Source organism: Mesorhizobium sp. WSM1497, from assembly GCF_001672455.2.
GTDB classification, from domain to species: Bacteria; Pseudomonadota; Alphaproteobacteria; order Rhizobiales; family Rhizobiaceae; genus Mesorhizobium; species Mesorhizobium ciceri.
This window is the reverse complement of record NZ_CP021070.1, coordinates 6,456,567-6,481,865: the sequence shown is the minus strand read 5'-3', so window position 1 is coordinate 6,481,865 and position 25,299 is coordinate 6,456,567. Positions and strand designations below refer to the sequence as shown.

The window sequence follows — 25,299 nt, the reverse complement described above, 5'->3', positions numbered from 1 at the left end:
TGCGGGTTTCCGCACTGGCTGCCTGATCCTGGGCGAAATCCCGCACTTAGGCTCGGCATTGTGCCGCGTCGAAGCAATACGGTCCGGTAGAAGAAAGAGGATTGACAGGGCGCCGTGCAGTAATTGCTTTGCCTGGCAGAGCGGCCGCCGGTTGTGTCTCTGGCGCCCCGATGTCCCCGCTTCCTTGTCGTATTTGCGACCGACCGCCACCGGAGTGGAGGATCACCTACACGAGCGTGCTCTGGCCGCGCTCCCGCCGAAGCAGAGCGTCTCGAAGGGGCCGTCGACAGACCGATTGATCCCGCGGGTCCTGGCGCAACCGTGTGATTGAGGAGATGCTTTGCAGCACGAACACTGAAGCCCGCACGACGACAACTTCGCGCCATGGCACGCGCCAGCCTGCTCTCGTGGGAATGGCATCAAATAGCGAGGAATGAACGATTGTCGCGGTCACTCAGCGAGCCGGAACCAGGAGGACGTCGGCAGCGATTGCCGGCGATAGAAGCGCGCAAATGCGTCGGCTCGCTCAGCGCGCCAGGCACCCTCGAGACGCCGGGGCAAACATCTTTGCCGTTCCCATCGATCTCCTAGAATCTGAATGATGGATTCTATCATAGCCTCTCTCATCCTTTCAGAAATGCAAGGAAGTTCGGTTGATTGGCCACATCGTTCCGAGCAGCTGTTGACTGCCCATCTCGTTCCGAGCAGCAGTGGTGGCCACCGGAAGAGCCTGTAGAGCGCCCCGATTCACTAAGGATAGTCCAGCTATGCATCGAGCATCGCCTCCCGCATTTTTCGTGCCTGCCTTTCATCGGACCCTGACCGAAGCCAAAAACCGAGACCTACTTTTCGTCTTATGCCTCCTGCGGAACTCCGGCGTGCTGCCGCCAACCCCGCGTCACGATTGTTTCTATCGACGTCCCAAGCACTCGTGGCTCCGACGCGCGAGCAAGTGCGCCAATCTGCGGCGGCCTACGGGGCGAAGAAACTCATGCCGGTCCCGGCCAACGGTGGCTGGGGCGCCGATGCCATTTGACCAGGGCCTCTACGCCCGGCGACGTCGCAGGCCCACATGGCGCGGCGTTGCTGTCGCGGCCCGGAATGGAGGATGACATGCTAAATCATGACAACAATCGCCAATCTGAAGAAAGTGCTGAGCAGACGCCGTCATGCTGCCCATCGCTTCACGACGCCAAAATGGAATCCGCTACTCTGCCGTCACGTGAGAGCGAGCTTGCCGGCGTAGTGGAAATATTTACTACAGCACTTGCCGCCCCCTCCGCGCTCGATGTCACGTTGACAAAGGTCGTAGATATTCTGCGATCGTTTCTGCCGATGCGGCACGGCATCATCTCTCTCTTAAACAGTCATGGCGAACTGGAAATCTTCGGCGCCGGCTCGAGCGAGAGCCGCCGTGTGCCGCGGAACGCGATCGACCACATTATGAGGGCGGGCACGCCCCTGGTCACCGAGAACATCGCCTTTCATTCGGCTTTCACCGCCGCCGACACGGACGTGCTCGGGGTCTCCAACAACGCAGCAGTGTCCTTCATCGGCGTTCCCATTCGCGTCGATGCGGATGTCGTGGGCACACTGACCATCGACCACGTACTGGGCGAAGACCCAAGAGCTTGGCTCGATCACAACCTCTATCTGCTCAACCAAATCGCTAATTTGGTAGGTCAGACAGTCAAGTTTCGTCGCTCCCTAGGGGGCGGTCGCCAGCAACCCATGGCCCAGCACGACTTGCAGCCAAAGCAGAACCAACCGGCGCGGCAGCGTAACAAGATTCACATCGAGGGGATGATTGGCGACAGTTTGCCGTTTCGCGATCTGATTGAGAATATCCAGGTCGTAGCCAAGCTCAAGATTGCGGTTCTGTTGCGAGGCGAGTCGGGTACCGGGAAGGAGAAGGTCGCCAAGGCCCTCCATGATTTGTCGCCGCGCGCCAAACGCCCCTTCATCAAGGTCAATTGCGCTGCGCTATCCGAGACAGTCCTGGAATCCGAATTGTTCGGTCACGAGAAGGGCGCATTCACAAGCGCGTTCAACTCGCGCAAGGGGCGCTTTGAGCTCGCCGACAAAGGGACGCTGTTCCTGGACGAGATCGGCGAGATCTCGCCATCGTTCCAGGCAAAGCTCTTGCGTGTGCTGCAGGAGCAGGAGTTCGAGCGCGTCGGCGGCAACCAGACCGTCAAAGTCGATGTTCGGATCATCGCTGCCACGAACAAGAACCTGGAAGAGGCAGTTGCCAGAAATGAGTTCCGGGAGGACCTCTATTACCGCATCAATGTGTTTACGGTGCGGGTGCCGGCGCTGCGCGAAAGGCGCAGTGATATTCCGCTCCTCGCAGCCGAGTTTCTCAAAAATTTCAATGATGAGAACGGCGTTACGATGACCCTCGATCCCGGTGCGGTTGAAGTGCTGATGAACTGTGATTTTCCCGGCAACATTCGCGAGCTCCAGAACTGCGTGTATCGGACAGCCGTTCTGGCGATGGGGGCATCGATAGGGAGAGGCGACTTTGCATGCTGCCAAGGCCAATGCTTCGCAGCGGCGCTGCATAAGGTCAGATCCGTCAGCCTGGCGCTGCAATCGCGTCCGATGTTGCCGGCGCCAGGGGGTGCGGCCATAACGCCGGCTGCTGCCGGTACGTCTCCCTCCGTCGCAGTCCCGCCTGAGACTACAGGGGAGCCGCCACTCAGCAGGATAGCTCACTTGAACGGTACGAGAACGACCGGTGCTGAAGCTGTCATCGCGGCCATGGAAAGATGTGGCTGGGTCCAGGCAAAGGCGGCACGCCTGCTTGGACTGACGCCGCGCCAGATTGGCTACACGCTGAGGAAATACGGCATTGAGATCAAACGTCTGTGAAGAATCAACCGAACCAGATGAAGCCTTGGTGCTTTGGCGCCTTGAGACGAGCGATGTGGGGTCCCCGCGTCGCCATTTCGATTCGATCGACCCAGGCAAGAACATGGGGCCATGACGCTTTGCTACCTAGCAATGAGATTGGCGGGCAGGAGGCCAATTTCAAGCTGTTTCGACCTGGTTGGCCCCAACGACAGGTGGCCGTTATGTAAAGCAAAATAGAACGAGGAACCGGTGACCGGTGCTACCACCCGATATGAGCTCTGTGCGCTCGCTATCCTTTTTGGTGTAGAACACGTCCATGCTAAAGACTCCTGTAAATTGCGGGCCCGCCTTTAAATTGCGGGCCCGCCTTTTCGCAGGAGCCCACGATGTCTTTTGAAAGGAAAATCTGGAAGGGCGTGCCGACCAAGATCGAAGAGAACCCTTGGCAGGCCGCACACCTTATTGACGAGGACTTGTACGATGGATCGGTGATCGCAGAGCAATGGATCGTTGCAGCGGCCGACTGGCGGTTTGGGCCTGAACAGGTTCGGTGCGTCGGAGCCGGGTCCCAGGCGCCCGGTAGCGGGAGCATCCCGGCGAAGTAGTTCATCTCGACATCAAGAGCTGGGCCGGCCTTGGCCTCGTCGGACATCGCATCACCGGCGGCAAACGGGCGTAGTCAATCGCCTCCTCGGCATCGGCGGGATTCGTCCATGTCTGGATCGACAATGCTCCGTGTGTGTCCGCTTTCGTCCAGGTCATGTCCGACAAGCGCAAGGTGTCCGCGGTCCTCAGAAGCCGCTGGTGTGGTTTGCCCGCTCTTGCTGATTCACGCCTGATGTTGGTCATTCATCTGACGACGTTGCTTGCGCCGGCAAGGGAAAGGTCTCGTCAATGCCAAACACAGGGTACGCACGAAGGGTGACCCTCACAGCTGCGATGTCCGACGAGTCACGCGAACTCCTGATCCAGGCGAAGACCCGACCACTGTCTACAGAGTGATTGAAGCAACGCCTCGGGGCCTTAACTGAAAGATTCCTCCAGCTGGCGGCGCAAGAACAATAGCGCCACGACTGAGACCGGTACGCCGGCGAACTGGATGGCCGACGTCGCCAGCAGCGCGATCGCTACTAGCGGCGCCGGCGCTGGGCCGCCGAACCCGTTGATGATCAAGCGGATCAGGGCTGCCTCGCGCGGCTTGTGCCGCGTTGGTTTGTACCCCATCAGACTCCCTTCATCCTATTGTCACGGCCGGCAGCTGCGACGATAACTAGCCCGAAATCTTGAACCTCCTGCCGACCCACGACAGCCACTTGGCCCGCCTGGGGTGGCGCGGGGAAGGGCAGGGCGCTCCGTGCATCAGGGACACGACCGGGAGCCCGGAGTGCGAATCGAACTTGCAGGCGATCTCTACAGCCTGCTGTGAGGTCCCGCCGGATTCGAGAATGGCCTCCGCGTAATGGGAGCCGCTGCCGACAACAAAATAGGGGCTTTCGAGCATGCCGGTCAGTGTCCAGGCGCCAGACGCCACTTGAGCGCGCCCGTCGGGATGAACGACCAGCAGACCGACGTTGGAGCCTTTTACACCCTCTGGCGTGTTGTGAACGTCAGCGCCAGCGGCGTACCAGTCCAGAATGGCCTCACCGGCGCCAACCTGGGGAGTCGTTGCGCCAATCAGGCGTCCATCCGGAAGACGGCGGATTTTGAGCTTGGAGCCGATTGACCCCAGGCCGGCGCCGTAGGCACGGCTGTCGGCGGCCATTACGCCGTGTTTGTAGGCGATCGTCGTCACAGCCACGTCCCCTCGTCAACCTTGCTCATGGCCGCGTCGGCCGAGCGTACGATCTCGACAGTGTCGACGCCGGCAGCGACCGTTTTCGCGGTTAGTTCCTGGGGCTGGAGCCCTCGATTCTTGACGACTGCCCTGGCCTCGGTCACGCATTGGTTGGCGATCTTGTGGATCTCCCGGTCCAATTGTGCGGTATCCATCTTTACTCCTGCTAACGGTTTCGAATTCCTTGCTATTTCGGTAACGGTCACGCAATCCTCGTGCCAAGGAGAGCGCCGACAACAGCAAAATGCCGGGCGTGCAGGTCACTTGTCGATTGCGCAGTCGTCGCCGGCTGGCGCGTGTGCAGGTTCACGTGGTTTTCGTCTCTGGGGTGCTATCTGAGTTGGCCCTTGCTGGCGGAGGCCAGAGCGCCGTGGCCACGTTGCGCGAGGGGATGTGCCGTGCCCCGAAGGTCTCGTATTCGTAGCGCTGAGGTATCATCGAGCTCACAGCGGTTTCCGGTGAGATAGGCGTCGGGATCGGCCAGAAAAGCGAGCGCCTGCTTGCGCGAGATCGTCAGCTCGCGCCCAGCATTTAGATGGAGACGCCGGCGAGACGGAGCGATCGCATCTGCGGCACTCGAGAGGAAAAAGGCGAGCGGATAGCGCAATTGGTGCTCCTGCCATGGTCGGGAACGCCCCGCCCTTAACGAAAGGCCGGTAGTCGGACCGCATTCGCCGATGCTGCACAACACGTGCCGTCTGCTGGATTGACGCGATCTTGCGAAGGAGTGCTCGAACTATGCCCGAAAATGAGTTCTCACGCTGACGCCCGCAGACTTGCCGGCCTCATCCCGGTGAGACGTAGCCTGCCGTCGCCGAACTTGGAAAAGGCGGGCTGGCCTCGATATTGGCTGACGGCTGTGTCGAGTGTCCAGCAGGCAGAACCTAGAAACTGGCGATGAACACGGCGAAGACGGCCAGCTTCGGCAATGATGGTTGAGCGACGCGGCTACTGGAACGCGACTGGGGCGAACGTAGACTGGTCGCGGGTTCGTCGATTACGCTCCCACAAACAGCGGGGAGGTGCCTTGCACCAGACGGCTGGGCGCCGGGTCCGCGGGATCAATGGCTGCCGAACCGACTCTAGGCCGAATGGCCTCCAGCGGTCTCGTGCTCAATCGCGTCCCACTCGCTGCCCCACTTTTCCGGTATCCGAGTACGATAGCGGTCTATGATCGCCATCCGACACGGAGTGTCGGATTGTCGGGTCCGCGACAAACCTCTTCGTTCAGGCACTTTCTTGTCTAGGGCTTAGGCTAACCGCTGGAAACGAATGTCGGGTCGATGGGTGAGTTGATACGATTTTTGCGAGCCTTGGTGTGGAGCAGGAAGAGGTGGGATCTTGGAAGCGTGGACCGTCGATGCCACACGCTCGGCGCGCGGCAGCCGGTTTGCCTCGACCAGAGCCACACGCTGTTGCGGGACAGTATGCTACCGAGGAAAAACCTGAAGTGACCGCAGATCAAACATCATCCGCTGGACAGTTGCCCACCCGTCGGGGCTTATGGCCCTGCGTCAGGTCTACAGCGTTTCTTCAACGCTTGGAGGCAGATGGTTGCCGCCGTTTTCTGGATCGGTCTCGTTCGCACGGCTTCTTGTCCAGGGCTTGCTGGAGGCGAGGCAGCGTTCGTCTGATTGGAAACGGATTAGGGTTATCCCGCTCATCATACGGCCGTCACGCGGTTGGCTTCCTTGAGTGCGAGTGGTTTTCTCTGCCCGCTTCATCCGCGGCGTTCGCCGACGCGCCTAAAGCGGATACTGCCGGCGATGCTTGCATCAGGTACGAGAGGCGGCTTTTACGGTCGCATCAGCTTCCTCTTTGGGAATGTCGTCGAAGGATGAGTAGTTCAGATCGTACAGTTTGGAATAGAGCCCGCCCATAGCCATCAGTTTGTCGTGGTTGCCGGTCTCGATAACCTGGCCGTTCTGAAGTACGATGATCCGATCGGCATAGCGGATTGTGGCGAGCCGGTGAGCGATGACGAGGCCAGTGCGGCCTTCCAGGAGTTTTCTCAGAGCCTTCTGGATCAACATTTCCGTGTAGCTGTCTATGTTGGCGGTGGCCTCGTCAAGAACCAGGATCTTGGCGTCGGCAACAAGAGCGCGGGCGAAACTGACAAGCTGACGCTGGCCGAGAGAAAGGTTGCCGCCGCGTTCGCCGAGCTGGGTTTCATACCCGTTGGGAAGGCTCGTGATGAAGTCGTGGGCTCCGACCACCTTAGCGGCCTCGATCACCCTGTCGCGCGTGGCCTCGGTCTTGTGATAGCGGATGTTCTCGAAGACTGTCCCGGTGAACAGGAACGGTTCCTGCAGTACCATGGCGATCTGGAGGCCGAGGGATTCCTGGGTGAGGTCGCGCACATCGCGTCCGCCGACCAGCACCTGGCCTTGCTGAACATCATAGAAGCGGTGGACGAGGGCCATTGCGCTCGATTTACCAGAGCCGGTCGGCCCGACCAAGGCGACGGTCTCGCCGGGATTGACCTCGAAAGATACGTTGCTCAGCACCGGATGGTTGGGATCGTAGCCGAACGTAACGTTCCTGAACTCAACCGAGCAGTCCATTTCCGCCGAAAGTACCCGCGCGTCGCGTTTGTCCTGCACCTCGATCTGGACGTCCAGCACCTCGGTCAGGCGCTTGCCGGAGGCCATCGCTCTCTGCATGACCGAATATTGCAGGGTAAGTGAACGAATTGGGTCAAAGAAGCGTTGGATATAGAATATGTAGGCAACCAACGCTCCTACTTCGATGGGACCATTCATGGAGCCGCCGACCACAATTACGACAGCCATGGCGAGGCCTGTGAGGCCATCCACGATCGGCACCATTATCTGTGTATACCTGGCAGCGATCAGGTGGGTTGTGAGGTCAGCATGTGCCTTGTCGTCATACAATGCGAAGTTTACCTGCTGGCGGTCCATGGACTGAACGGTGCGCACGCCGTGAATGGCTTCGGCCAACGCGCCGTTAACAACTGAATTGGTGTCTTGTGCAGCAGTGAAGGCGTCGCGAGCACGCGGCAGCCAGACGATGCGGATAACCAACAGGACCGGCAAGACAGAGAGCGTCAGAAGGCCGAGCCTGAAGTTGACGCACAGCATAACGACAATGATGCCGAAGAGAAGCGTTATGTCGCCTACAGAGTAGATTGAGCTTTCGAGGAATTCCTGGATAGAGTTGACGTCGCCTTGGAGGCGGGACATCAGGCGTCCGATCTCGGTCTTGTCCATGAAGGAGAGCGATACCATCTGCAGATGCGCAAACATGGCGCGGCGGATGTCGAAGAGGACGTTTCCGGCCATTTTCCCGATCACGGCTTCCTGTGCGTAAGCGGCGCCGAAATTAACCAGAATGGCGAGCGCAAACGCGCCGGCGGCCTCAAGCAGTGCGGAGCGATCAACGCCTGCCGGGGTTATGGCCTCGTTGATCGCGTAGCGGATGATCAGCGGGATGAGAAGCTGCGTGCCAGTGAAAATCAGTAATGCGGCGACGGAGACGGCTGCCGTGGCCTGGTAGGGACGAACGAAGGCCCAGATGCGCCGAACGATCTTTTGGTCAAAGGCCCGGCCGAACATCTCCTCCTCGGCGCGATGGGAACCGACGACCGCGCGCGGGGGACGTCTGCCGCCGTCATTGGGTTCGATTTCGATTTCGCTGGCGTGCTCCTGGGCCATCAGGGCGCGCCCCTATACTTCGTCACAATGTCATCTCCCGGGCGCAACTGCAGATCATGAAGGGCCTTGTAGCGTCCTTGCTTGGCCAAAAGCTCTTGATGGGTACCACGTTCCACGATCTTGCCGTTGTCGACAAACAGGATCCGGTCGGCGTGCTTGAGCGAACTTAGCCGGTGGGCGATGATGATCGTCACCCTATCCTTGGCGAAACGCCGTATCGCCACGCGAATGCGCTGTTCGGTGGCGGCGTCGATCGCGGCCGTTGAGTCGTCGAAAATGACGACTGATGGACGCAACATCATGGTGCGAGCTATGGTGAGGCGCTGCCGCTGACCCCCTGACAGAGAAGTGCCCCGTTCGCCGACGACCGTCTTGTAACCTGCGGGGAGGCCCAGGATGTAGTTGTGCAACTGGGCGGATTCGCTAGCGCGCTCGATCCGCTGTTCCTTTGCCCAAGGGTCGCCATAAGCGATGTTGTTCTCGATCGTGGTAGTGAACAGGAATGCATCCTGCTGTACGACAGCGACCGCCTTGCGAAGCGTGGCGAGGGTGACCCCACGGATGTCCTGCCCGTCAAGCATGATGGCGCCCCCAGTGACGTCGTAAAAGCGGGGGATCAGGTGAGCGATTGTCGATTTGCCCGAACCCGGCGGACCCACGATCGCGATCGTCTCGCCCCTACGGGCACAAAAAGTGACATTCTCAAGAACGGCCCGGTTTCCGGTGCCGGGATATGCAAACGAGACATTGTCGAAGCGCAGAGTGCCTTCACCGATCTCAAGTGGTCGGGCGGTGGGAACATCCCTGATCGTATTGTCCTGATCGAGCAGACCGAAGAGGCGCGAACCGCAAGTATAAGCGCGGGCGAAGCCGTTGACCATCAGGCCAATCTGCCGGACGGGCATTTGCAGGATCGTCATGAAGGCCAGGAACATGGTGAGCGTCCCAACGCTGATCTGGCCGACGATGACCTTGTTGCAACCGATCCAGAGGACCAACCCCATGGCGAGAAAGAAGGCCAGGGTCATCGCCGACGTATTTGGCACGTACACGTCAACCTGCTGGTGAGCGACTTCGAGCGCGTTTTTCGACGCGCGGTCGAACTTTGCCATCTCGTAGGCCTGTGCCGAAAAGGCCCGGACAACGCGGATACCCGCCAGATTTTCCTCCATCACACGGCCGAGGACGGAAAGCCGCTCCTGCAGGTTGAGCCAGATGGCGCGTAGCTTGACCTGCGTGATCGACGATCGCCAGGCTACGAAAGGCACGAAGCTCAGCGCGATGAAACCGAGCAGCGTGTCGGTTGAGATCATCCTGTAGCCGCCGATCCCGATCAGCATGGTGAGCAGAAGCAAGCGAACCAGGGCGGTGGAAAAATACATCCGCACACCATCGAGATCGAGGATGCCGAGGGTGATCAGGTCGCCTGAATGCACCCGGTCGTGAAAGGAAAAGCTGAGGCGCTGGACCTTGTCGTAAAAAGCCAGCCGCAGTTCGTACGCGACGTGATGTCCGACGGCCTCGGCAAAATAGTTTTGCGCCATCGTGAAAAGGCCGCGTAGCGTACTCGCGGCGAGCAGCAGGAGAGCCGGAACCCACAGCGCTTGTTCTGCAGCCGCCCCCGTGGCACCGCCCCCGAGGACTACCTTGGTCTGGTCGATAGCGTCGCCGAGAAGCTGGGGAATGAGCACCTGCAGGATTACGGCTGCGATAGTCGACCCGATCGCAAGCGCGGCTTGGCCCGGATGCCTCAGATTCATGCGCGTGATGCGCAGCAGCGTGCTCAAGCCCCGGCCCCACCCGGCCGCTTTCACATGCGCGGACGATTTGAGAGAGGTCGTGCCAACAGCATCACTGCTCACGGTGTGTCCCTAACTTAACTTAGCGCCTTCAAAAACAAGCCATCGACTCACACCAACGAAGTCCTCAAGTTGACCAGGGCATTGGCTCAAGTCGTTGACCCGGCGAGTTGCGCCACGGCATCGCTGTCTGGCATGTCAATCACCGTGATCCCGCTTGCCCCAAGGAAACGCGCTTCGTTTCTGGTCAGCGTTTTCCCGTCCATTATCGCGTAACGTGGGCCTTCTGAGCGCTTCATGATCTGCCTGGCGTAAGTGCGCAGCATCTGATCGTTGAAGCGGCAGCCGAGGAATAAAAAGCCCCGGTCGGTGCGCCGTTCCTTGACCACGTCAGGGATAGGGGTCTGGATGTCGATCTCGGTCAGGGCTTCGACATAGTCGGAATCGGCTATGAGGAAATTTGCGGCCGGCCTGATACTGCCATGAGGCGCGTAGAGAACCGTCCTTGTCGCTGCTCCGGGCTCGAGCTCCGTCCCGAACAAGTCGTAGGTTCTGGTCCAAATGTCGCGAGTTTCGTTCGCCCGGGTGACGCCTTGTATCTCGGCGACGTCGGTTCGGCCGGCCTCAGCCAGCGCCGCCCTCATGGCGCCTTCGTACCAGCTGTCGACGATGAGGGAGAGCGGGAGCTTTGCGAGCCAGTTGTGGAGGAGCGTCGGCGCCGTCGGCCCCGCGAATATATCTGCCATCCAGGCTTGAAGTGTGCGGCGATGCCGGCGCTGCTCGATGAATTGCGCGACCGACCACATGTTGGTGCGGATCTTCGAGGGAGCTGTGGCCCGGGTGTTGAGTGCGGCGGCGACGGCCTCCGGGGTGCACGGTACAGGCGGCTCCGCTGAGCTTAGCCGCAGCAGACCCGGACCGAGATACGGGATCACGTGATCGGAAATGAGCGCTTGTCTGGCCAGCTCAAGCAGCTTTCGGGCAAAACTGTCGCGGACGACGAAGAGGTGGCCCGAGGTCGGGATCGTGTTCATGCTCGTTTCCTCTCCACGCCTCCTGATTGAGGCGAAACGTCAGTCGTCGTCCGAAAGCTTTCTTGCCTCGACGGTGATCGGCAGACGCGTATTCGGGGGAAGATCGGGTAGGAGAAGGCGCCAGCCGTTCCTGAGCGTTACGACCCCACCCCACAAATCTTGGTTCTCGAACTTGATAATCGCCTCTTCGAGATCTTTTTTGGGGACGTACGCGGACAATCCGGCATCGGTCCTGCGGATCATAACTTTCATCAGGCCGTCCCTTGCTTCGCGTTTTCTTCGGCCCTACCGGCAAGGTCGGCCCTGTCGAGGCTCATCAATTCGCGCGCTCGCATGCCAACGACCGTGCCACGGTCGATCCATTCGACGGCATAGATGAAGAACTGCTGTAGAAAGGTGCCGATGTCGCGCACATAACCCTCTTCACCCTTGCGCACGAGATTTTCGCCGATCTCCCTGCCAGGATAGGTGCCGTCATTCTTTATGTGACGAGTGGCGCGGACCCGCTCTCCCGGCCTGAATTGGGGAGGCCTGCGGATTTCGACCTCCTGTTCGCGTGCGAGCCGCATGGCGGTTCCTTGTTTGTTTGAGGCCAGAGTTGTTGATGGGGCGCGCAGGCTTTCCCGGAAGCAGCCCTATGCCGGGTCAGGCGGGAACGCAGGTCTTCGGCACCGGGCATACCGAGGCACATTGTTGCGTGTCGAATTCTCCCTGGCATTCTGTGCACTTCTGCGGCTCGACCACGTAGCTCTCGCCTTTGAACTTGATCGCACCGGACGGGCATTCGAATTCGCAGGCGCCGCATTGCGTGCATTGGGATGCGATGATCTTGAAAGCCATTTTGACTCCTGTTCGAGTGGAATGAGACGGCTCAGGCGTTCGCCGCGAGTGCCGGGACGCCGGACTCGGCGGCGTAAATCGCGCCGATTGCCGTTTCGATATAGTCATGGCCATAAGCGTCGGTTGCTCGGATACCGGCGTCCGCCAACTTATCCTTGGGGCAGTTTCCAATCTTGGCGCAAAGCACGATGTCTACGCCTTCCAGCGCGGCGATGACGCACTCGAGAGTGTCGTTCTCGCCCCACCCGCCGAGGCAATACTGCTCAACCTTGCGGTGCCCGACAAAGTTGATACCTATCGGCGAGGCTTCATACACCTGGAATTCCTTGGCATGGCCGAAGTGTTCGTTGACGCGGCCGCCGCCCCTAGTCGCCACCGCGACGACCAGGGACTTGCCGGAGCCGGCTGCCTTGACCATTCCAATCGCTTCGCTCCTGGCCGCCAGGTGATCACGGCGCTCGTCCGCGACCAGCTCCCGATAGGCTTCGCGCTTGCCGGCATCATAGGTGAGCTCGCCAGGAATCTGGTCGATCGTGAATTCCTGGCCACGATCCTCGCCGAGCAGGCCGACGGCATCTGCCCGGCACTGCCGGCAGTGGCGCATCAGCTTGGCGCCGCCTTGAAGAAGATCCTGAAGAGCCGTCATCTCCATTGCATTTGGGCCGCGCTGCCCGGTCAGTCCGTAGTACGTGCCGTGAGCCGGGTCTGAAATCAGGGGCATGACGTTGTGCAGGAACGCGCCGCGCTGCTTGACCTGCTTGTTCACCTCAACCAGGTGCTGGTCGTTCACCCCGGGGATCATCACTGAATTGATTTTGGTGAGGATGCCGCGCGCGCTCAGCATCTCCAAGCTCAGCATCTGTCGCTCGTGCAGGATCCTGGCGGCTTCGATGCCGACGTAGCGGCGGTGGTCGTAAAAGATCCAGGGATAGATCTTTGCTCCGACTTCCGGATCGACCATGTTGATGGTGATCGTCACGTGATCGACATTCATGTCGGCAAGCTCGGCGACATGGTCCGGCAGCGCGAGCCCATTGGTAGAGATGCAAAGCTTGATGTCGGGGATTTCCCTGACGACGCGTTCGAACGTCGCCTTTGTCTTCTCCCAGTCGTAGCAGGCATCGCCCGGTCCGGCGATGCCCAGCACGGAAAGCTGCGGCACTTCGTTGGCGACCGCGATAACCTTGCGTACCGCCTGGTCGGGCGTCAGCTTTTCCGAGACAACCCCAGGCCGGCTTTCGTTGGAGCAGTCATATTTGCGATTGCAATAGTTGCATTGGACATTGCACGCAGGCGCGACAGCGACGTGCATGCGCGCGAAATAGTGATGCGCCTCTTCAGAAAAGCACGGATGATCCTTGATCTTGTCCCAGACAGCCGGATCCAGATCGTCCGGTCTTGTCGACGACCCGCAGGAGGTAGATACGCAGCCACCCGAATTCGCGCTCGCCAGCAACTGGTCGGAGAGCTTCGTCTCGGTCAGGCTCTCAACCGAAATTGCCGGTGCGGACATCGAACGGCTCCGTTGCGGGTTAACGTCGCAGTTCAAAGCGCAAGCGCAATGCCAACTCAAAAGGCGGCACTATGATCGGCAATTGGCTTTCGCGTCGGATATCATGAGGCTGCTCCGACATAAATTTGTCGGACCTCGGACAGCGGCAGCCGCATAAGGTGAGGAAGGCGACTACGGCCGGACATCATTGAGAGACAGAAATCGCGTGTCGATCCCTTCACCCGTGAGCGCCTCGGCACAACGTTCTCGACCGGTCTCCGGCGAAGATGTCGATCTCGGCGACTGTGAACTCATCGGCGGTGAAGGTGTCGCCGCATACTGTGTCGGCATGGTTCCAGCTGGGAGATGCGTGCCTCCCCTTTACTCTCGTCCAGACGCCCGCCTGGGCTCCTCATGATCGCGATCAAAAGCGTGATCATCGTCAGAGACCCGAGCAGCTTGGCCTTGGCACGGACAGTTCCCGCGCACCTGGCGCAGGGGTATGGTCTTGTTCTCGACATCGTGAGAACGCTGGAATTTCTTCATCTCGATGTCATGTCGGCGCAAAGCGTATCTGACCTGCCGCGTTCGTTAACCCGGTCCGGCGGTATGTGAGCCCTGGAAACACTCAGGAGTTGTGGTCCAATGCTCCTCCCAAGTAGCATTCATTCAATTCTGGAAGCACACTGTTCACCCGCCCCCTTTGCGAGGATGGCGCCAGAAGCGGTTGGCGCTTGTGGTAACTTCAGGAGTACACACGTGCCCTATGCAAACGCGGATCATCCGAACTTGAAGAGGACACCGAAGCCACCGCGCGGATAGTTCCATTCGATCTCGCCGCTGGCCTCGCACAAGATGCGGCAGGTGCCGCACTCCATGCAGCCATCAGCGGTGATTTCAACCTGACCTTTGTCGTTCGACTCATAGCATTTCGCTGGACAGACGTGGGTCAGCGCGACCAGATTCGCGCTTGGTTGCTCGTGCGGTCGCACCTTTATATGCGGACGGCCGGAGTCCACCAGATAGCGGTTCTGGTAAAGCTTGTCCTCTACACGCAAGTTCGTCACTGGGTTTGTCATGTGGTCAGTGCCTCACCGCCACGCCAATGCCAGGCGGATAGCGTCCCTGACCAGACCCAACCGCGATCGCGCCTTGATGAAGGCTGCGGTAGTAGCCCTTTCCTTCTCGATCTTTGGCGTGCCGTCGACCCGCATGAAGTTCTGCGCGGCTTTCGACATTAGCCGCGGGTAGGTCGTGAAGAAATTAGCGGCGTTATTATGGAGTAAGGCTGGCATGTCTTTGTATTTCCGCAGGTCCTTCACCACGAAGGATTCGTCCAGCATCGTCTTGTAAAGGGCGAGGTTCCGTTTGGTCATAGGATCGTTGCGTCTCTTGACTTGGATGATAGCTTCAGCCGCAATGCGACCGGAGGTCATGGCGAGGTTCGAACCCTCGCGGTGAATGGCGTTGTTCAATTGCGCAGCATCGCCAACAACGACCCAACCGTCGCCAAAGAGCTGCGGAATTGCCTTGTAGCCACCTTCAGGAATGAGATGCGCCGCGTATTCCTTCACCTCCGAGCCGGCGATCAGCGGCCGGATCGAAGGATGGTTTTTTAGCGCCTCCAGGAGGGCGTAAGGGCTCTCCATCTTCGCGGTGAAATCCGAGACGAGGCAGCCGATGCCCAGTGAGATCGATTCCTTGTTGGTGTAGAGGAACCCGAGCCCGGCCATGTCGTGGGATATCGTGCCGACTGCCTCGATCACGCAGCCTTCACTCCCTTTGACGCCGAACCGCTGCTCAATGACCTCTTCGGGCAAGAAATGCATTTCCTTGACGGCCAGCGCCACGGCTTCGGGCGTCAGCATCTTGCGCAGGCCGCCTCGCGTGCCAAGCAGCCCGCAGACACCTTCTGCAAGAACAACGACGTCCGCGTAGATCGCTCCGCCAGCCCGATCTGTCCGCACCCCGATCACCTTGCCCTTGTTGTCACGCACGAGTTCCGTCACGGTCGTCTCGCACAGAAGCGTCGCGCCGGCCTGGCGCACCCTGCGCGAAAACCACTTGTCGAACTGGGCACGGATGATGGTATAGCGATTGGGGCTCACCTCGTTGAAGTCCTCCGACCGATAGTGAATCCCGGTGTGGGAGGTCTCGTCCATGACCCATAGCCGCTGTTCGACCAGATGCCGCTCCAGAGGTGCATCATCGCGGAAATCCGGGATGATCTTCTCCAGCATGTTCGCGTACATGATGGCGCCCTGAACATTCTTGGAGCCCGGATATTCACCTCGCTCCAACTGGAGTACCTTCAAGCCGTCGCTTGCCATCGTGTAAGCAGCTGCGTTCCCGGACATGCCGGCTCCGATGACAATCGCGTCGAATTCTTCGTTGATCATCTCGATCTCCCTTAGCTCGCAAGCTTGTCGCGGCTGTGCGGTGACAGCCGCCGGGTGAAGGCCTCGGTGAGCGCGGGGAGGAAGCGGACCGCATCGGTGACGATCCCGAGGTGAGCGAAATCGAAAATCGGAGCGTTCGGGTCGGTGTTGATGGCCACGATGAGATCGGCTGCCTCAACCCCAACGCGGTGCTGGATCGCGCCAGAAATACCAGCCGCTATGTAAAGCTTCGGCCGGATTGTCTTGCCAGTCTGGCCGATCTGCCGATCCGCCGGCATCCAGCCCTTTTGGACCAGCGGCCGCGAACAGCCAAATTCGGCGCCAATCGCTCGCGCGAGACTCTTCACAAGCTGCAGGTTCTCCGCCCCGCCGAGGCCGAGCCCTCCCGCAACCACCACATCGGCATAGGCGAGATTGGCTGTGCCTGACTGGCTATCCGGCAGGAAGCCGAGGATTTTGGTGACGATCTCATCCTCGGCCAGTGAAAGCTTGTGCGCGATGACGCGCCCGATCGCTCTGTCCGCCCGCTGCGGCATGGGCATGACCCTCGGTCGCACCGTCGCCATCTGCGGCCTGTAGTTCAGCGTGTATATCGTGCATAGCAACGAACCCCCGAAAGTCGGACGGGTCGCGGCAAGCGAACCGTCGGCATCCACATCGAGTTCGGTGCAGTCGGCCGTGAGCCCTGTTAGCAAGGTCGTCGCGACGGACCCGGCGAGATCCCTGCCGAGCGTGGTCGCTCCGAGAAGCAGAATCTCGGGTTTGTAAGTATCAACCAGATCGGTCATCGCCTTGGTGAAAGGCTCATTCCGATAGTCGGCGAGCAGCGGCGACTCGACGAAGTAGACAAGGTCGGCGCCATAGGCGAAGGCTTCGGCGACCGCGTTCTGGGTGGCTTCTTCCGGCGGTCCGAGCACAACGCCACAGAGCTGGACGCCAAGTTTGTCTGCCAGCTTGCGGCCCTCACCAAGCAATTCGAAGGACACGGAGTGGACCTGGCCGCGTTCAAGCTCGATGAAAACCCAAACGTGCCGATAGGCCCTGAAACGCTCGGGCAGTTCCTTCGTCATCCCGGCACGGCCGGCGGGCGGGCGGGGAGTGTCTGGGTTCGCGCTCGACATATGGTCTGCTCCTTGCCGTCAGGCGCCGTCGAAGGCGAGTTCCGGTTCCAGTGCCGGCTGGCGGGTGAAAATTGCAACAATCAGTTCGTCGGCGAGGTCGCGCAGCGTCTTCTCGGCCGTGTCAATTTGCGCTGCCTTTTCCGACCGCGCCGTAGGGGCGAAAACGCGTCTGACGACCGTCGGCGAGCCACGCAAGCCGCACTTGGTGAGGTCCTCAATGCCCGCCTCGGCCGCACTCCATTTCACAACCTGCCTCCGCGCAGCGCTCAATGCGTCTTCGATCGAGCCCCGACGCATCTCGTTGGTGCCTTCCAGCATGGTGATGAGGCAAGGCAGCTTGCTCTTCAGCGTCTGCGTCCCGCCCTCGCAACGACGCTCCACCGTGATCTCGCGCGCAGCAAGATCGATGGTAGCGATTCTCGCGACATAGGTGAGTTGGCTGAGATCGAGACGCTTGGCGATGCCGGGCCCGACTTGCGCGGTGTCGCCGTCGATCGTCTGCTTGCCCGTGAAGACCACGTCCGGCGTGCCGAAGGTTTCGCCGATCTTCGCGATTGCCTGGGAGAGAGCAAGTGATGTCGCCAGTGTGTCGGAACCGGCAAAATAGCGGTCGGTCAAAAGCACCGCGCGATCGGCGCCGTAGCCAAGCGCTTTGCGCAGGGAGTCCTCTGCCATGGGCGGACCCATGGTGAGCACGGTGACCTCGCCGCCATAAGCGTCGCGTAGCCTGAGAGCTTCTTCGAGGGCGAATAGGTCATAGGGGTTGATGATGGTCGGCACACCCTGGCGCATGATGGTGTTCGTCACCGGATGGACCCGTATCTGTGCCGAGTCCGGCACCTGCTTAATGCTGACGACGATGTGCATTGGCGTTTCTCTACGCTGTTATCCGGCGGGCTGGCGGTGCGAGTTCTTGGCTGCATCATTCGTGCCAAGTGCTTTGCGGCCCTGTTCCCCTTCGGGCTGCTCACTACGGATGGCGCCGTTGCGATCCCGAACTTGTCGACTTCTTGACATTGTCGCGTCGCGTCTATGTCGCGATCATTCCCTGCCGAACGGCTTCAGGACGGGATCGAAAGGAACGAAGGCGCGGCGTGTCGTGCAAGCTTTATCCGGATCGTGATCTTTGAGCACCTTGAAGACCCGGTGCGTGAGCGGCGAGGAAACCGCGAAGTCCCCGTAAGCCCGTTCCAGCAGGGCGCGCACGCGCGCGGCGATCACCTGGTCGGGCAGACCGGAGAAATCTTCCTCAGCAAGATATTGTCCCACACGCTTCATGATATGGAGCCGTGAAACGTCGAGCACCTTCGGATCATAGGAGACGCCAAGGACAGAGAAGAACTCCTCCGCGGCCGACACTCCTTTCAGTCGCGTAACGATATCGGTGACATCGATGGGACGGCCGTCAGCGGAACAGGTCATTACATTCTCCCTTGTCGGAAAACTGTTGGGTCAAATACGAAAAACTCTGATCTACAGCCGCGAAAATCCGCAGTTTGATGCACGAGGTGGGCTGAGCCAGCGAGGCAATCGGTTGGTCGCAAGGCTGGGCACCCCGGTGCCCGGGCGTGGCGAACAGGCGCCATGCGCAGCGCCGAGCAGTGCGAGATGGGCTCGATTATTGCCGCATTGGCTCTCGATCTGCCCGGGCTCCGACCTGAATGGGACCGAGGTCTTGTTGCTGGCATCTATGAGGAGATCGGCCAGACGCGGCCGGATCATGCGCCTTGATCTCCGGAGGGTTTTGGAGGTCACAGCCCCGACGATCGGCTTGGTGGCGGCTGTCGGTCGGCGTGACGCCTGCGCGACCTTGGCTGCCAGGGCAGGCAATGCGGTCAGGTCGATGCCAGCATCTGCGTGCTGGAGGACAGCTAACGCGGCGGCCACCTCTTCCAGCGCGGCATTGCCCGCGCGCTCGCTGAGTCCAAGGACGGTGGCCGAGGCATGGCGCGCGCCGGCGCGGATCGCCGCCAGCTGGGCGACAAGCTCGAAGGTCGAAAAGGGGTCGAGAACGCCGGCTGTGCCAGCCAGCCTCACGCGCCTTGCGCCGGCGCGCGCCGCCATCATGATAACGCGCCCGAGATGATCCCGGTCGGCCCGTGAAGCATCCTCGCAGCCAACGGCGACGGAGGAGCCGCTGGCGGCTGCGCGCCCGACCATATGCTCGATAAGCTGGAGCGCTCCCGCCTGATCGAGGCCGAGCTTGGTGGCAAGTTGGATGTTCGATGCAGGAAACGACAGATTGACGGCCCGGACCGCGCCCTCGATCGCTGCTTCGAGATCCGGTGAGGTCATCCGGCACCAGGCCGTGAGCCGCACCGAGAGGCTCCGCGCGACCACGGCGCGAATTGCGTCGATCTCGTCGGCGCCCATTGCCGGCGTGCCGATCTTGATCTCAGCGACGCCGGCTGCTGCAAGCGACTCAGCGATCTCAAGTTTTTCCGCCACGGTGAAGGCAACGCCGGGTGCCTGCTCGCCCTCGCGCAGAGTCGTCTCCTTGAGAAAGACCTGACTTCTCATGAATGGTCGCCCGAGCTTCCGGCGCTGAGACAGGGACCGCATTGAAGGTCTTCGGCACTCCGCCCTTCCGGCGCAGAACTGAGGGACTCGCGCAGCTTCTCCACGATGGCAGGCAAGACCTCGAGCACCCGGTCCACGTCGTCTTGGTCGTTGTCACGCGAGAACGAGAAACGGACCGCCCCATGTGGGATGTTCATCGCCCTCAGCACATGGCTCGGCTGTGCACAGCCAGAGGTGCAGGCGGAGCCTGAGGAACAGGCGATACCCACGCGGTTGAGGAGATGCAGGATTCCATCACCTTCGATACGTTCGAAGGCGATGTTTGCGGTGTTCGGCAAGCGCTCGAAGGGATCGCCGTTGACGAAGGTGTTTGGTACACGCTGAAGAATCCCGTTCTCCAGCCGGTCGCGTAGCCACTTTATCCGTGTGGTCTCATCATCCATGAATTTCAGGGCGAGTTCGGCTGCCATGCCGAGCCCAACTATGCCGGGCGTGTTTTCGGTTCCCGCACGCCGGTCTCTCTCTTGGTGACCGCCTTTGATCAGCGAGTGGAAGCGCACACCGCGCTTGAGGAAAAGTGCGCCGACGCCTTTCGGTCCATGCAATTTATGGCTGGAGAGCGATAGCATGTCGATAGCGGTCGATTTCAGGTCCATGGGGAGCTTGCCGACCGCCTGCACGGCATCGGTGTGGAAAAGGGCGCCGACTTCCTTCGCCAATTCGGCGAGCTTTGCGACGGGGAAGATCGTACCAGTTTCGTTGTTGGCCCACATGATCGAGACGATTGCCACGTTTGAGCTGAGGGCTGCCCGGTAAGCGTCAATGTCGAGCCGGCCATGGTGATCCACCGGGATCCTGTGCACCTTGACCCGGCGCGTCTGCTCAAGATGTGCGCAGAGCGCCAGCACTGCGGGATGTTCAACGGCGGACGTCACGATCTCTGTCCGGTCAGGCATCACCTCGAGCGCCGAAAGAATGGCCGCGTTGTCGCTTTCCGTCCCACCCGAGGTGAAGGTGATCTCGTCATCAAACGCCGCGCCGATCAGCGCCTGCAGCTGCCGCCGCGCGTTTCTCAACGCGGCGCCGGCAAGGGTGCCAAGACCGTGCGCCGACGAAGGGTTGCCGAATTGATCCGTAAGGAAGGGCAACATCGCTTGAACGACCTCGGGATCGACCCGTGTCGTTGCGTTGTTGTCGAGATAGAGAACTGTCATGGGTGTGGTCTCCAATCGAGCGGAATGACGTTAAGCGCAAGGATTCATCGCGCTTGCACCCGCCGTTGATAGCCGAGACGATCCAGAGCCGGTGCAGCACCCACAAATTGATTTAGACAGGCGCCGCCGTCGCGATCGACGAGCTCACCTCCCGGGCCCTCTCTCCTGCTTCGACGATCAGCTGAAGGACTTGCCGCATGAGCACTTCGCTCGCGCGTTTGGGTTATCGAAGACAAAGCCGGAGGATTCGAGCCCCGTGACGAAGTCGACGGTCATGCCGGCGACATGCGGTTGGGAGCCGGCGTCTAAGAACACCTTGATCCCATCTGTCTCGAGGATCGCGTCGCCCTCGCGCGGGACGCTCTCCAAGCCGATTGAGTATTTGAAGCCGGAGCAGCCGCCGGGCTGAACCATGATGCGAAAGCCTTCCGCGGGGTCAGTAGCGGCGGAAAGAGCGGTCTTGACCGCGGCAACGGCCTTGTCGGTGAGCGTAATCATGGCTCGCTTATCCTCGTGCGTGACGATTTTGCGGATCACCATGCATGGTCCGTGCCAATGGGAAAAGCGGCGCTGGAACAGTGCGACATCGCTAACACTGCCGCGATTCCGGTTCGGAATTGCTGCGAAGGCGTCCGGCAATCGACACGTATTGTCGGATTTGTCGCGTCCGCCACAGGGGCTGGGCCCGAGTTCCCGCTGAGCTGGCACGTAAGCCAGTTTCCGAGATGCTTCGGCAAATTGGCACGAGTTTTGAGGCTCCCTTTTGGCGAGGACTAACGCTCCTGACCGACAGTATGGGCAAGCAGAGGTAAGACATGCACCAGCGCGAGAAACCTTCGCCAGAGAGAATCCGGCGGGCACGCGAAGACAGCCCCAAAATCCGCGACCGCGATCTCGCTGGCCAATTGGGCATCTCGGAAGCGGAGCTCTCCGCGGCACATTGCGGTTTTGGCACGGTGCGCATCGAGCCACGCGTCAATGTTGTTCTAACCGCTCTCAAGGCGGTCGGCGAGGTAATGGCGCTGACCAGCAATGATAGTGCCGTGCATGAGAAGATAGGCATCTACGACAAGGTGCTCACCGGCAGCCATCACGCCATGGTGCTCGGCAATGACATTGATCTGCGCATCTTCCCGAAGGTGTGGGCGCATGGCTTTGCCGTCGAGACACGCGAAGGCGGGGAGATCCGCCGCAGCCTGCAATTTTTCGACGCCGCAGGCGAGGCAGTGCACAAGGTGCATCTGAGGCCGTCCTCAAACCTCTATGCCTATCAAAGACTGACAGACGAACTCCAATCCTCGAACCAGGAGCCGATTGTATCGGTTAAGACGAGGTCAGCCGAAAACGAGGCAAACATTCCGGACCAAGCCGCTACCATCGACGACCTGCGGGAGCACTGGAGCCAGCTGACCGACGTACACCAGTTCTTCGGCATGCTGAAGACGCTGAACCTCAGGCGCCGCCGGGCGGTCCGCATGGTCGGCCAGGACTACGCCTGGCTGCTTGACAATGCTGCCATTGGCGGCATGTTCCATCGTGTCGCCGAGGACGAGATGCCGATCATGTGCTTTGTCGGCAATCCTGGCTGCATCCAGATCCATTCCGGCCCGATCAAGTTGGTCAGGCAGATCGGGCCTTGCATCAACGTTCTCGACGCCACTTTCCACCTGCATCTCAGGACCCAGCACATCCGCGAGGTTTGGGCCGTGCGCAAGCCGACCAGGGACGGCCACGTCACGTCACTCGAAGCCTATGGCGCCGACGGCAATATGATCATCCAGTTTTTCGGGACGCGCAGGGAAGGCGAACCCGAGCGCGACGACTGGCGGTTACTGACCGAGAACCTGCCGCGCTTTCCCAATTCAACCGCCGCTTGAGGTAGGACCGACGCATATTGATTTCCGTTTTCGCTCGGCGTCCGCGCCGCTACTCTGGATTCTGCTGACCACCTCTGCGCCTGCCGAGGCCAACGAGAGCACAGCTGTCTTTTGCGACCCGTCGCGGATCGCCTTGACCGTAGTCTCCAGCCCCAGGGCGCTACACCCGTGGCGAGCCAGCCATCGATGGTTCCGTTGCGATGTCCCAGAACCGGAAGCTGCCCCTGGTCTAATGCGTCAGCTGTACGTCGATCGAACGTCCAACATCCCGGCCCTGTACGGCGCCGGGTGGCATCAAGTGGTCGAGGTGAAATCGATCGGTCCCTTCGTCCAGTTTCCAGAGGGATGGGTCCACAAAGGCGTGCTCGAATGATCCATAAGGTCGGCAAGGCCCGTCGGCGTCCAATGCCAAGTCCGCAAGGGTAGCGTGCGAGATGGATGCAAAGCTGAACGCCGCCCGAAGCAGACCGTATCATCAAAGAACGCCAGCGCATCCTGTTCGTGCTATCGGAGCAGGGCGGTTAGATTCTCGGCCCGGGGCGGCGACGCAGCAGTCGAAGGCCTGGTTGCCGGTACGACGAGTGCGGTCGAGGATTTCTCCGGCGGGCAGCAGCTGTCCGACGAGGCGATCGTCACCGCCAGGCGAGGTGATCCTGACGCAGAAGAATGTCGGGGCGGAATCTTCAGAGCTAATTTGCGGCCTCGCGATAGCCTCGGCGGACGTAGGCCTTCTTTTCGCCGTTGGCGGCGTCGGCGGCCCCAAGCTCCAGCTCCGCCGCTCGGCGGCAAACCAGCAAGGGATCGGGGCCGGAGCCTTCTTCACGAGCGCGCAGGCTCATCATGGTCAGTGATCGTTCCTGCGAACCAATCGCTGTCAGCAAATCCACCTTGCCTGCGAACCGTCGATTACCACCGCAAAGCCGCTCGCTCCCTACAGCGCTTGTGGAGAGCGCGCTCGCGAGCGGCTTCGCTACCGCCGAGCGACACCCGGTCTGGGAGGGACCTCGTTCGATCCTTAGGCAGCTTCCACCAGGCTCCTCGTTAGCTTCTATGCGCACCGTTGTGATGTCTGGAACGGACAAGAATGTCGAAAGCCCTACCAGGCGTAGCCCCATACCGGGTCGCCACGACGATATATGAGCGGGTGCCAACGGTGCCCCTATTCGGCACGCGATTTGCTCAATGTCATCTGAGGCGATGTCGGCAGTGCGTCACGCAGTTCAGCGGCGTAAACGCCTGAACGCAGGAGGACCAAATGGTAGCCAACCCGGTTCCAGATCATGTCCCCCCGGAAATGGTGGGCGACTTCAGTCTTTTTACCTCGCCAGGCATGTCCCCGACGCCCAACGGCGATCCGCACGCAGCAGTCGCTTGCGTGCATGCCGGGCCGCCGATCTTTTATTCGCCTTGGAACACGCGGGCCGGACAGGGTACTTGGGTCATCACTCGGGCGGCAGATCAGCGCCGGGTGCTGCAGGAGACCGAAGTCTTTTCCAGTCATCGCAGCATCTTCGCATCTGCATTGGGCGAAGACTGGCCGATGATCCCGCTCGAACTCGATCCACCGTACCATGGAGTCTTTCGCTCACTGCTCAATCCGCTGCTTTCGCCACAGCGCGTAGCGGAATTTGAACCAACTATCCGCGAGCGAGCGATAACGCTCATCGACAGCATCGCCTCGCGGGGCACGAGCTGCGACGTGATGAAGGATTTCGCCTTTCCCTTCGCCGTCAACATCTTCCTTCGCTTTCTCGGACTGCCGGATCACCGTCTCGATACATTTGTCGGCTGGGCGAAAGATCTGCTCCACGGCGACGATGTGAGACGGCCGGCGGCTGCTCGGACTATTGTGGCGTTCATCGACGAACTAGCGGCGATGCGCCGCAAAGAGCCCGTCGACGATTTCATGAGCTTCATCGTGCATGCACAGGTCGAGGGTCGCGGGTTGACGGACCAGGAGGTCCGTGGCATTGGCGTGCTTACCTTCGTTGCGGGACTCGACACCGTCGCTGCAGCCATTGGCTTCGACTTGGCCTATCTCGCGCGCAACCTCGAAGATCAGGAATTGCTGCGGAACGAACCGGACCGGATTGTGCTCGCAGCCGAAGAGTTGCTGCGCGCCTATCCGAGCGTTCAGATGATCCGCGTGGCACGGAAAGATATCGATTTCAAAGGCGCGCCGATCCGCAAGGGAGACTTTGTTTCCTGCGCCACGATGATTGCAAATCGTGACCCTGCGGAATTCGAGGCCCCCAACACGGTCGATCTGACGCGAGAGGGCAACCGCCACGCCGCCTTTGGCTATGGTCCCCACCGTTGCCTTGGCTCTCATCTCGCCCGGCGGGAAATTGTCATTGGGCTGGAGGAGTGGATGGCGCGCATACCGCCCTTTCGGATCAAGGAGGCAACAGCACCCATCACCCATGGCGGCCATGTGTTCGGGATCGAAAATCTGATTCTGGATTGGGCTTGACCAAGGCCGCCCGGAACTGGGCACAGACGTGGGAAGTAGCCGTGCGCATTATCGTTCACAAAGCCAGGTGCCAGGGTCATGCGCAATGCTCGGCGCGAGCGCCGGCAGTCTTCAAGCTGGATGAGGCGGGCTACATCCTACCTGGTGACATTGATGTTGCGGATGG

24 protein-coding genes and 1 pseudogene are annotated in these 25,299 nt (G+C 60.4%); 6 read left to right on the top strand and 19 right to left on the bottom strand.

The genetic code is table 11. The features are described from left to right. The first annotated feature begins 1,113 nt into the window (after window positions 1-1,113). Window positions 1,114-2,874, top strand: a complete 1,761-nt coding sequence (nifA, locus tag A9K65_RS31585) for a nif-specific transcriptional activator NifA (RefSeq protein ID WP_064993575.1) — start codon at window positions 1,114-1,116, stop codon at window positions 2,872-2,874. A gap of 368 nt (window positions 2,875-3,242) precedes the next feature. Beyond that, on the top strand, window positions 3,243-3,461 hold the full coding sequence (locus tag A9K65_RS31580; protein WP_064993551.1) for a hypothetical protein: 219 nt from the start codon (window positions 3,243-3,245) through the stop codon (window positions 3,459-3,461). A gap of 418 nt (window positions 3,462-3,879) precedes the next feature. Here A9K65_RS31580 and A9K65_RS35785 read toward each other — a convergent pair whose 3' ends face one another. From A9K65_RS35785 to nifB, 10 genes are all read right to left on the bottom strand, one after another. Continuing rightward, complete coding sequence (locus A9K65_RS35785; RefSeq protein WP_176479567.1) at window positions 3,880-4,080, bottom strand: hypothetical protein; 201 nt, start codon at window positions 4,078-4,080, stop codon at window positions 3,880-3,882. Window positions 4,081-4,126: 46 nt separating this feature from the next. Beyond that, window positions 4,127-4,648, bottom strand: coding sequence for a hypothetical protein (locus A9K65_RS31565; protein WP_064993549.1), 522 nt, complete (start codon window positions 4,646-4,648; stop codon window positions 4,127-4,129). Further along, entirely contained in the window at window positions 4,645-4,845 is a 201-nt protein-coding gene (locus A9K65_RS31560; protein ID WP_064993548.1) for a hypothetical protein, read from the bottom strand. The genes A9K65_RS31565 and A9K65_RS31560 overlap by 4 nt, the downstream gene beginning before the upstream one ends. 1,620 nt (window positions 4,846-6,465) lie before the next feature. Beyond that, window positions 6,466-8,364: an ABC transporter ATP-binding protein gene (locus A9K65_RS31550; RefSeq protein ID WP_064993547.1), complete on the bottom strand. Its 1,899-nt coding sequence runs from the start codon at window positions 8,362-8,364 to the stop codon at window positions 6,466-6,468. After that, on the bottom strand, window positions 8,364-10,226 hold the full coding sequence (locus tag A9K65_RS31545; RefSeq protein WP_064993546.1) for an ABC transporter ATP-binding protein: 1,863 nt from the start codon (window positions 10,224-10,226) through the stop codon (window positions 8,364-8,366). The genes A9K65_RS31550 and A9K65_RS31545 overlap by 1 nt, the downstream gene beginning before the upstream one ends. A gap of 86 nt (window positions 10,227-10,312) precedes the next feature. Next, window positions 10,313-11,197, bottom strand: coding sequence for an SIR2 family protein (locus A9K65_RS31540; RefSeq protein ID WP_064993545.1), 885 nt, complete (start codon window positions 11,195-11,197; stop codon window positions 10,313-10,315). Between the two features lie 39 nt (window positions 11,198-11,236). Beyond that, window positions 11,237-11,449 carry a putative nitrogen fixation protein NifT gene (gene nifT / locus A9K65_RS31535; RefSeq protein WP_064993544.1) on the bottom strand — a complete coding sequence of 71 codons (213 nt, stop codon included), beginning with the start codon at window positions 11,447-11,449 and terminating at the stop codon, window positions 11,237-11,239. Next, window positions 11,449-11,766: a nitrogen fixation protein NifZ gene (locus tag A9K65_RS31530; RefSeq protein WP_064993543.1), complete on the bottom strand. Its 318-nt coding sequence runs from the start codon at window positions 11,764-11,766 to the stop codon at window positions 11,449-11,451. The genes nifT and A9K65_RS31530 overlap by 1 nt, the downstream gene beginning before the upstream one ends. A 76-nt stretch (window positions 11,767-11,842) precedes the next feature. Further along, on the bottom strand, window positions 11,843-12,037 hold the full coding sequence (locus A9K65_RS31525; RefSeq protein ID WP_013533512.1) for a 4Fe-4S dicluster domain-containing protein: 195 nt from the start codon (window positions 12,035-12,037) through the stop codon (window positions 11,843-11,845). Window positions 12,038-12,068: 31 nt separating this feature from the next. After that, the gene (nifB, locus tag A9K65_RS31520) at window positions 12,069-13,550 is read right to left on the bottom strand and encodes a nitrogenase cofactor biosynthesis protein NifB (RefSeq protein WP_064993542.1); all 1,482 of its coding nucleotides are present in this window, start codon (window positions 13,548-13,550) and stop codon (window positions 12,069-12,071) included. Window positions 13,551-13,943: 393 nt separating this feature from the next. Here nifB and A9K65_RS31515 point away from each other — a divergent pair, with 393 nt between their 5' ends. Next, complete coding sequence (locus A9K65_RS31515) at window positions 13,944-14,144, top strand: hypothetical protein (protein WP_064993541.1); 201 nt, start codon at window positions 13,944-13,946, stop codon at window positions 14,142-14,144. Between the two features lie 164 nt (window positions 14,145-14,308). Here the strand turns inward: A9K65_RS31515 and A9K65_RS31510 are convergent, their stop codons facing one another. The 8 genes from A9K65_RS31510 to A9K65_RS31475 all read right to left on the bottom strand — a co-directional run bounded on the left by A9K65_RS31510 (window position 14,309) and on the right by A9K65_RS31475 (window position 21,281). Beyond that, window positions 14,309-14,608, bottom strand: a complete 300-nt coding sequence (locus tag A9K65_RS31510; protein ID WP_064993540.1) for a ferredoxin family protein — start codon at window positions 14,606-14,608, stop codon at window positions 14,309-14,311. 12 nt (window positions 14,609-14,620) lie between these two features. Further along, complete coding sequence (locus A9K65_RS31505; RefSeq protein WP_064993539.1) at window positions 14,621-15,928, bottom strand: FAD-dependent oxidoreductase; 1,308 nt, start codon at window positions 15,926-15,928, stop codon at window positions 14,621-14,623. A gap of 11 nt (window positions 15,929-15,939) precedes the next feature. Next, window positions 15,940-17,049, bottom strand: coding sequence for an electron transfer flavoprotein subunit alpha/FixB family protein (locus A9K65_RS31500; RefSeq protein WP_064993538.1), 1,110 nt, complete (start codon window positions 17,047-17,049; stop codon window positions 15,940-15,942). 18 nt (window positions 17,050-17,067) lie between these two features. Next, complete coding sequence (locus A9K65_RS31495) at window positions 17,068-17,916, bottom strand: electron transfer flavoprotein subunit beta/FixA family protein (RefSeq protein WP_013533507.1); 849 nt, start codon at window positions 17,914-17,916, stop codon at window positions 17,068-17,070. 174 nt (window positions 17,917-18,090) lie between these two features. Beyond that, entirely contained in the window at window positions 18,091-18,471 is a 381-nt protein-coding gene (gene nifW / locus A9K65_RS31490; RefSeq protein ID WP_064993537.1) for a nitrogenase stabilizing/protective protein NifW, read from the bottom strand. Between the two features lie 51 nt (window positions 18,472-18,522). After that, on the bottom strand, window positions 18,523-19,569 hold the full coding sequence (locus tag A9K65_RS31485; protein ID WP_224655971.1) for a pyruvate carboxyltransferase: 1,047 nt from the start codon (window positions 19,567-19,569) through the stop codon (window positions 18,523-18,525). Beyond that, the gene (gene nifS, locus A9K65_RS31480; protein ID WP_064993536.1) at window positions 19,566-20,783 is read right to left on the bottom strand and encodes a cysteine desulfurase NifS; all 1,218 of its coding nucleotides are present in this window, start codon (window positions 20,781-20,783) and stop codon (window positions 19,566-19,568) included. The genes A9K65_RS31485 and nifS overlap by 4 nt, the downstream gene beginning before the upstream one ends. Before the next feature lie 177 nt (window positions 20,784-20,960). Further along, window positions 20,961-21,281, bottom strand: a complete 321-nt coding sequence (locus A9K65_RS31475) for an iron-sulfur cluster assembly accessory protein (RefSeq protein WP_064993574.1) — start codon at window positions 21,279-21,281, stop codon at window positions 20,961-20,963. Window positions 21,282-21,598: 317 nt separating this feature from the next. Here A9K65_RS31475 and A9K65_RS31470 point away from each other — a divergent pair, with 317 nt between their 5' ends. Beyond that, the gene (locus A9K65_RS31470) at window positions 21,599-22,660 is read left to right on the top strand and encodes a ChuX/HutX family heme-like substrate-binding protein (RefSeq protein ID WP_064993535.1); all 1,062 of its coding nucleotides are present in this window, start codon (window positions 21,599-21,601) and stop codon (window positions 22,658-22,660) included. A gap of 689 nt (window positions 22,661-23,349) precedes the next feature. Here the strand turns inward: A9K65_RS31470 and A9K65_RS31460 are convergent. Continuing rightward, window positions 23,350-23,547, bottom strand: a complete 198-nt coding sequence (locus A9K65_RS31460; protein WP_064993534.1) for a hypothetical protein — start codon at window positions 23,545-23,547, stop codon at window positions 23,350-23,352. Between the two features lie 368 nt (window positions 23,548-23,915). Between A9K65_RS31460 and A9K65_RS31455 the strand changes: the two genes are divergently transcribed. Both A9K65_RS31455 and A9K65_RS36695 read left to right on the top strand, forming a co-directional pair. Then, window positions 23,916-25,133, top strand: a complete 1,218-nt coding sequence (locus A9K65_RS31455) for a cytochrome P450 (protein WP_064993533.1) — start codon at window positions 23,916-23,918, stop codon at window positions 25,131-25,133. Continuing rightward, a pseudogene (locus tag A9K65_RS36695) lies at window positions 25,028-25,297 on the top strand (ferredoxin); the annotation flags it as partial. The gene A9K65_RS31455 and the pseudogene A9K65_RS36695, both read left to right, overlap by 106 nt. Window positions 25,298-25,299 lie beyond the last annotated feature (2 nt).

Excerpts from the sequence above, each read along its gene's own strand:
- A9K65_RS31550 (WP_064993547.1), bottom strand. The coding sequence starts at position 8,364 with ATGGCCCAGGAGCACGCCAGCGAAATCGAAATCGAACCCAATGACGGC.
- A9K65_RS31560 (WP_064993548.1), bottom strand. The coding sequence starts at position 4,845 with ATGGATACCGCACAATTGGACCGGGAGATCCACAAGATCGCCAACCAA.
- A9K65_RS31485 (WP_224655971.1), bottom strand. The coding sequence starts at position 19,569 with ATGAGAAGTCAGGTCTTTCTCAAGGAGACGACTCTGCGCGAGGGCGAG.
- A9K65_RS31475 (WP_064993574.1), bottom strand. The coding sequence starts at position 21,281 with ATGATTACGCTCACCGACAAGGCCGTTGCCGCGGTCAAGACCGCTCTT.
- A9K65_RS31530 (WP_064993543.1), bottom strand. The coding sequence starts at position 11,766 with ATGCGGCTCGCACGCGAACAGGAGGTCGAAATCCGCAGGCCTCCCCAA.
- nifB (WP_064993542.1), bottom strand. The coding sequence starts at position 13,550 with ATGTCCGCACCGGCAATTTCGGTTGAGAGCCTGACCGAGACGAAGCTC.
- A9K65_RS31505 (WP_064993539.1), bottom strand. The coding sequence starts at position 15,928 with ATGATCAACGAAGAATTCGACGCGATTGTCATCGGAGCCGGCATGTCC.
- A9K65_RS31540 (WP_064993545.1), bottom strand. The coding sequence starts at position 11,197 with ATGAACACGATCCCGACCTCGGGCCACCTCTTCGTCGTCCGCGACAGT.
- nifS (WP_064993536.1), bottom strand. The coding sequence starts at position 20,783 with ATGACAGTTCTCTATCTCGACAACAACGCAACGACACGGGTCGATCCC.
- A9K65_RS35785 (WP_176479567.1), bottom strand. The coding sequence starts at position 4,080 with ATGGGGTACAAACCAACGCGGCACAAGCCGCGCGAGGCAGCCCTGATC.
- A9K65_RS31495 (WP_013533507.1), bottom strand. The coding sequence starts at position 17,916 with ATGCACATCGTCGTCAGCATTAAGCAGGTGCCGGACTCGGCACAGATA.
- A9K65_RS31510 (WP_064993540.1), bottom strand. The coding sequence starts at position 14,608 with ATGACAAACCCAGTGACGAACTTGCGTGTAGAGGACAAGCTTTACCAG.
- A9K65_RS31525 (WP_013533512.1), bottom strand. The coding sequence starts at position 12,037 with ATGGCTTTCAAGATCATCGCATCCCAATGCACGCAATGCGGCGCCTGC.
- A9K65_RS31580 (WP_064993551.1), top strand. The coding sequence starts at position 3,243 with ATGTCTTTTGAAAGGAAAATCTGGAAGGGCGTGCCGACCAAGATCGAA.
- nifA (WP_064993575.1), top strand. The coding sequence starts at position 1,114 with ATGCTAAATCATGACAACAATCGCCAATCTGAAGAAAGTGCTGAGCAG.
- A9K65_RS31470 (WP_064993535.1), top strand. The coding sequence starts at position 21,599 with ATGCACCAGCGCGAGAAACCTTCGCCAGAGAGAATCCGGCGGGCACGC.
- A9K65_RS31515 (WP_064993541.1), top strand. The coding sequence starts at position 13,944 with ATGATCGCGATCAAAAGCGTGATCATCGTCAGAGACCCGAGCAGCTTG.
- nifW (WP_064993537.1), bottom strand. The coding sequence starts at position 18,471 with ATGACCTGTTCCGCTGACGGCCGTCCCATCGATGTCACCGATATCGTT.
- nifT (WP_064993544.1), bottom strand. The coding sequence starts at position 11,449 with ATGAAAGTTATGATCCGCAGGACCGATGCCGGATTGTCCGCGTACGTC.
- A9K65_RS31500 (WP_064993538.1), bottom strand. The coding sequence starts at position 17,049 with ATGTCGAGCGCGAACCCAGACACTCCCCGCCCGCCCGCCGGCCGTGCC.
- A9K65_RS31455 (WP_064993533.1), top strand. The coding sequence starts at position 23,916 with ATGGTAGCCAACCCGGTTCCAGATCATGTCCCCCCGGAAATGGTGGGC.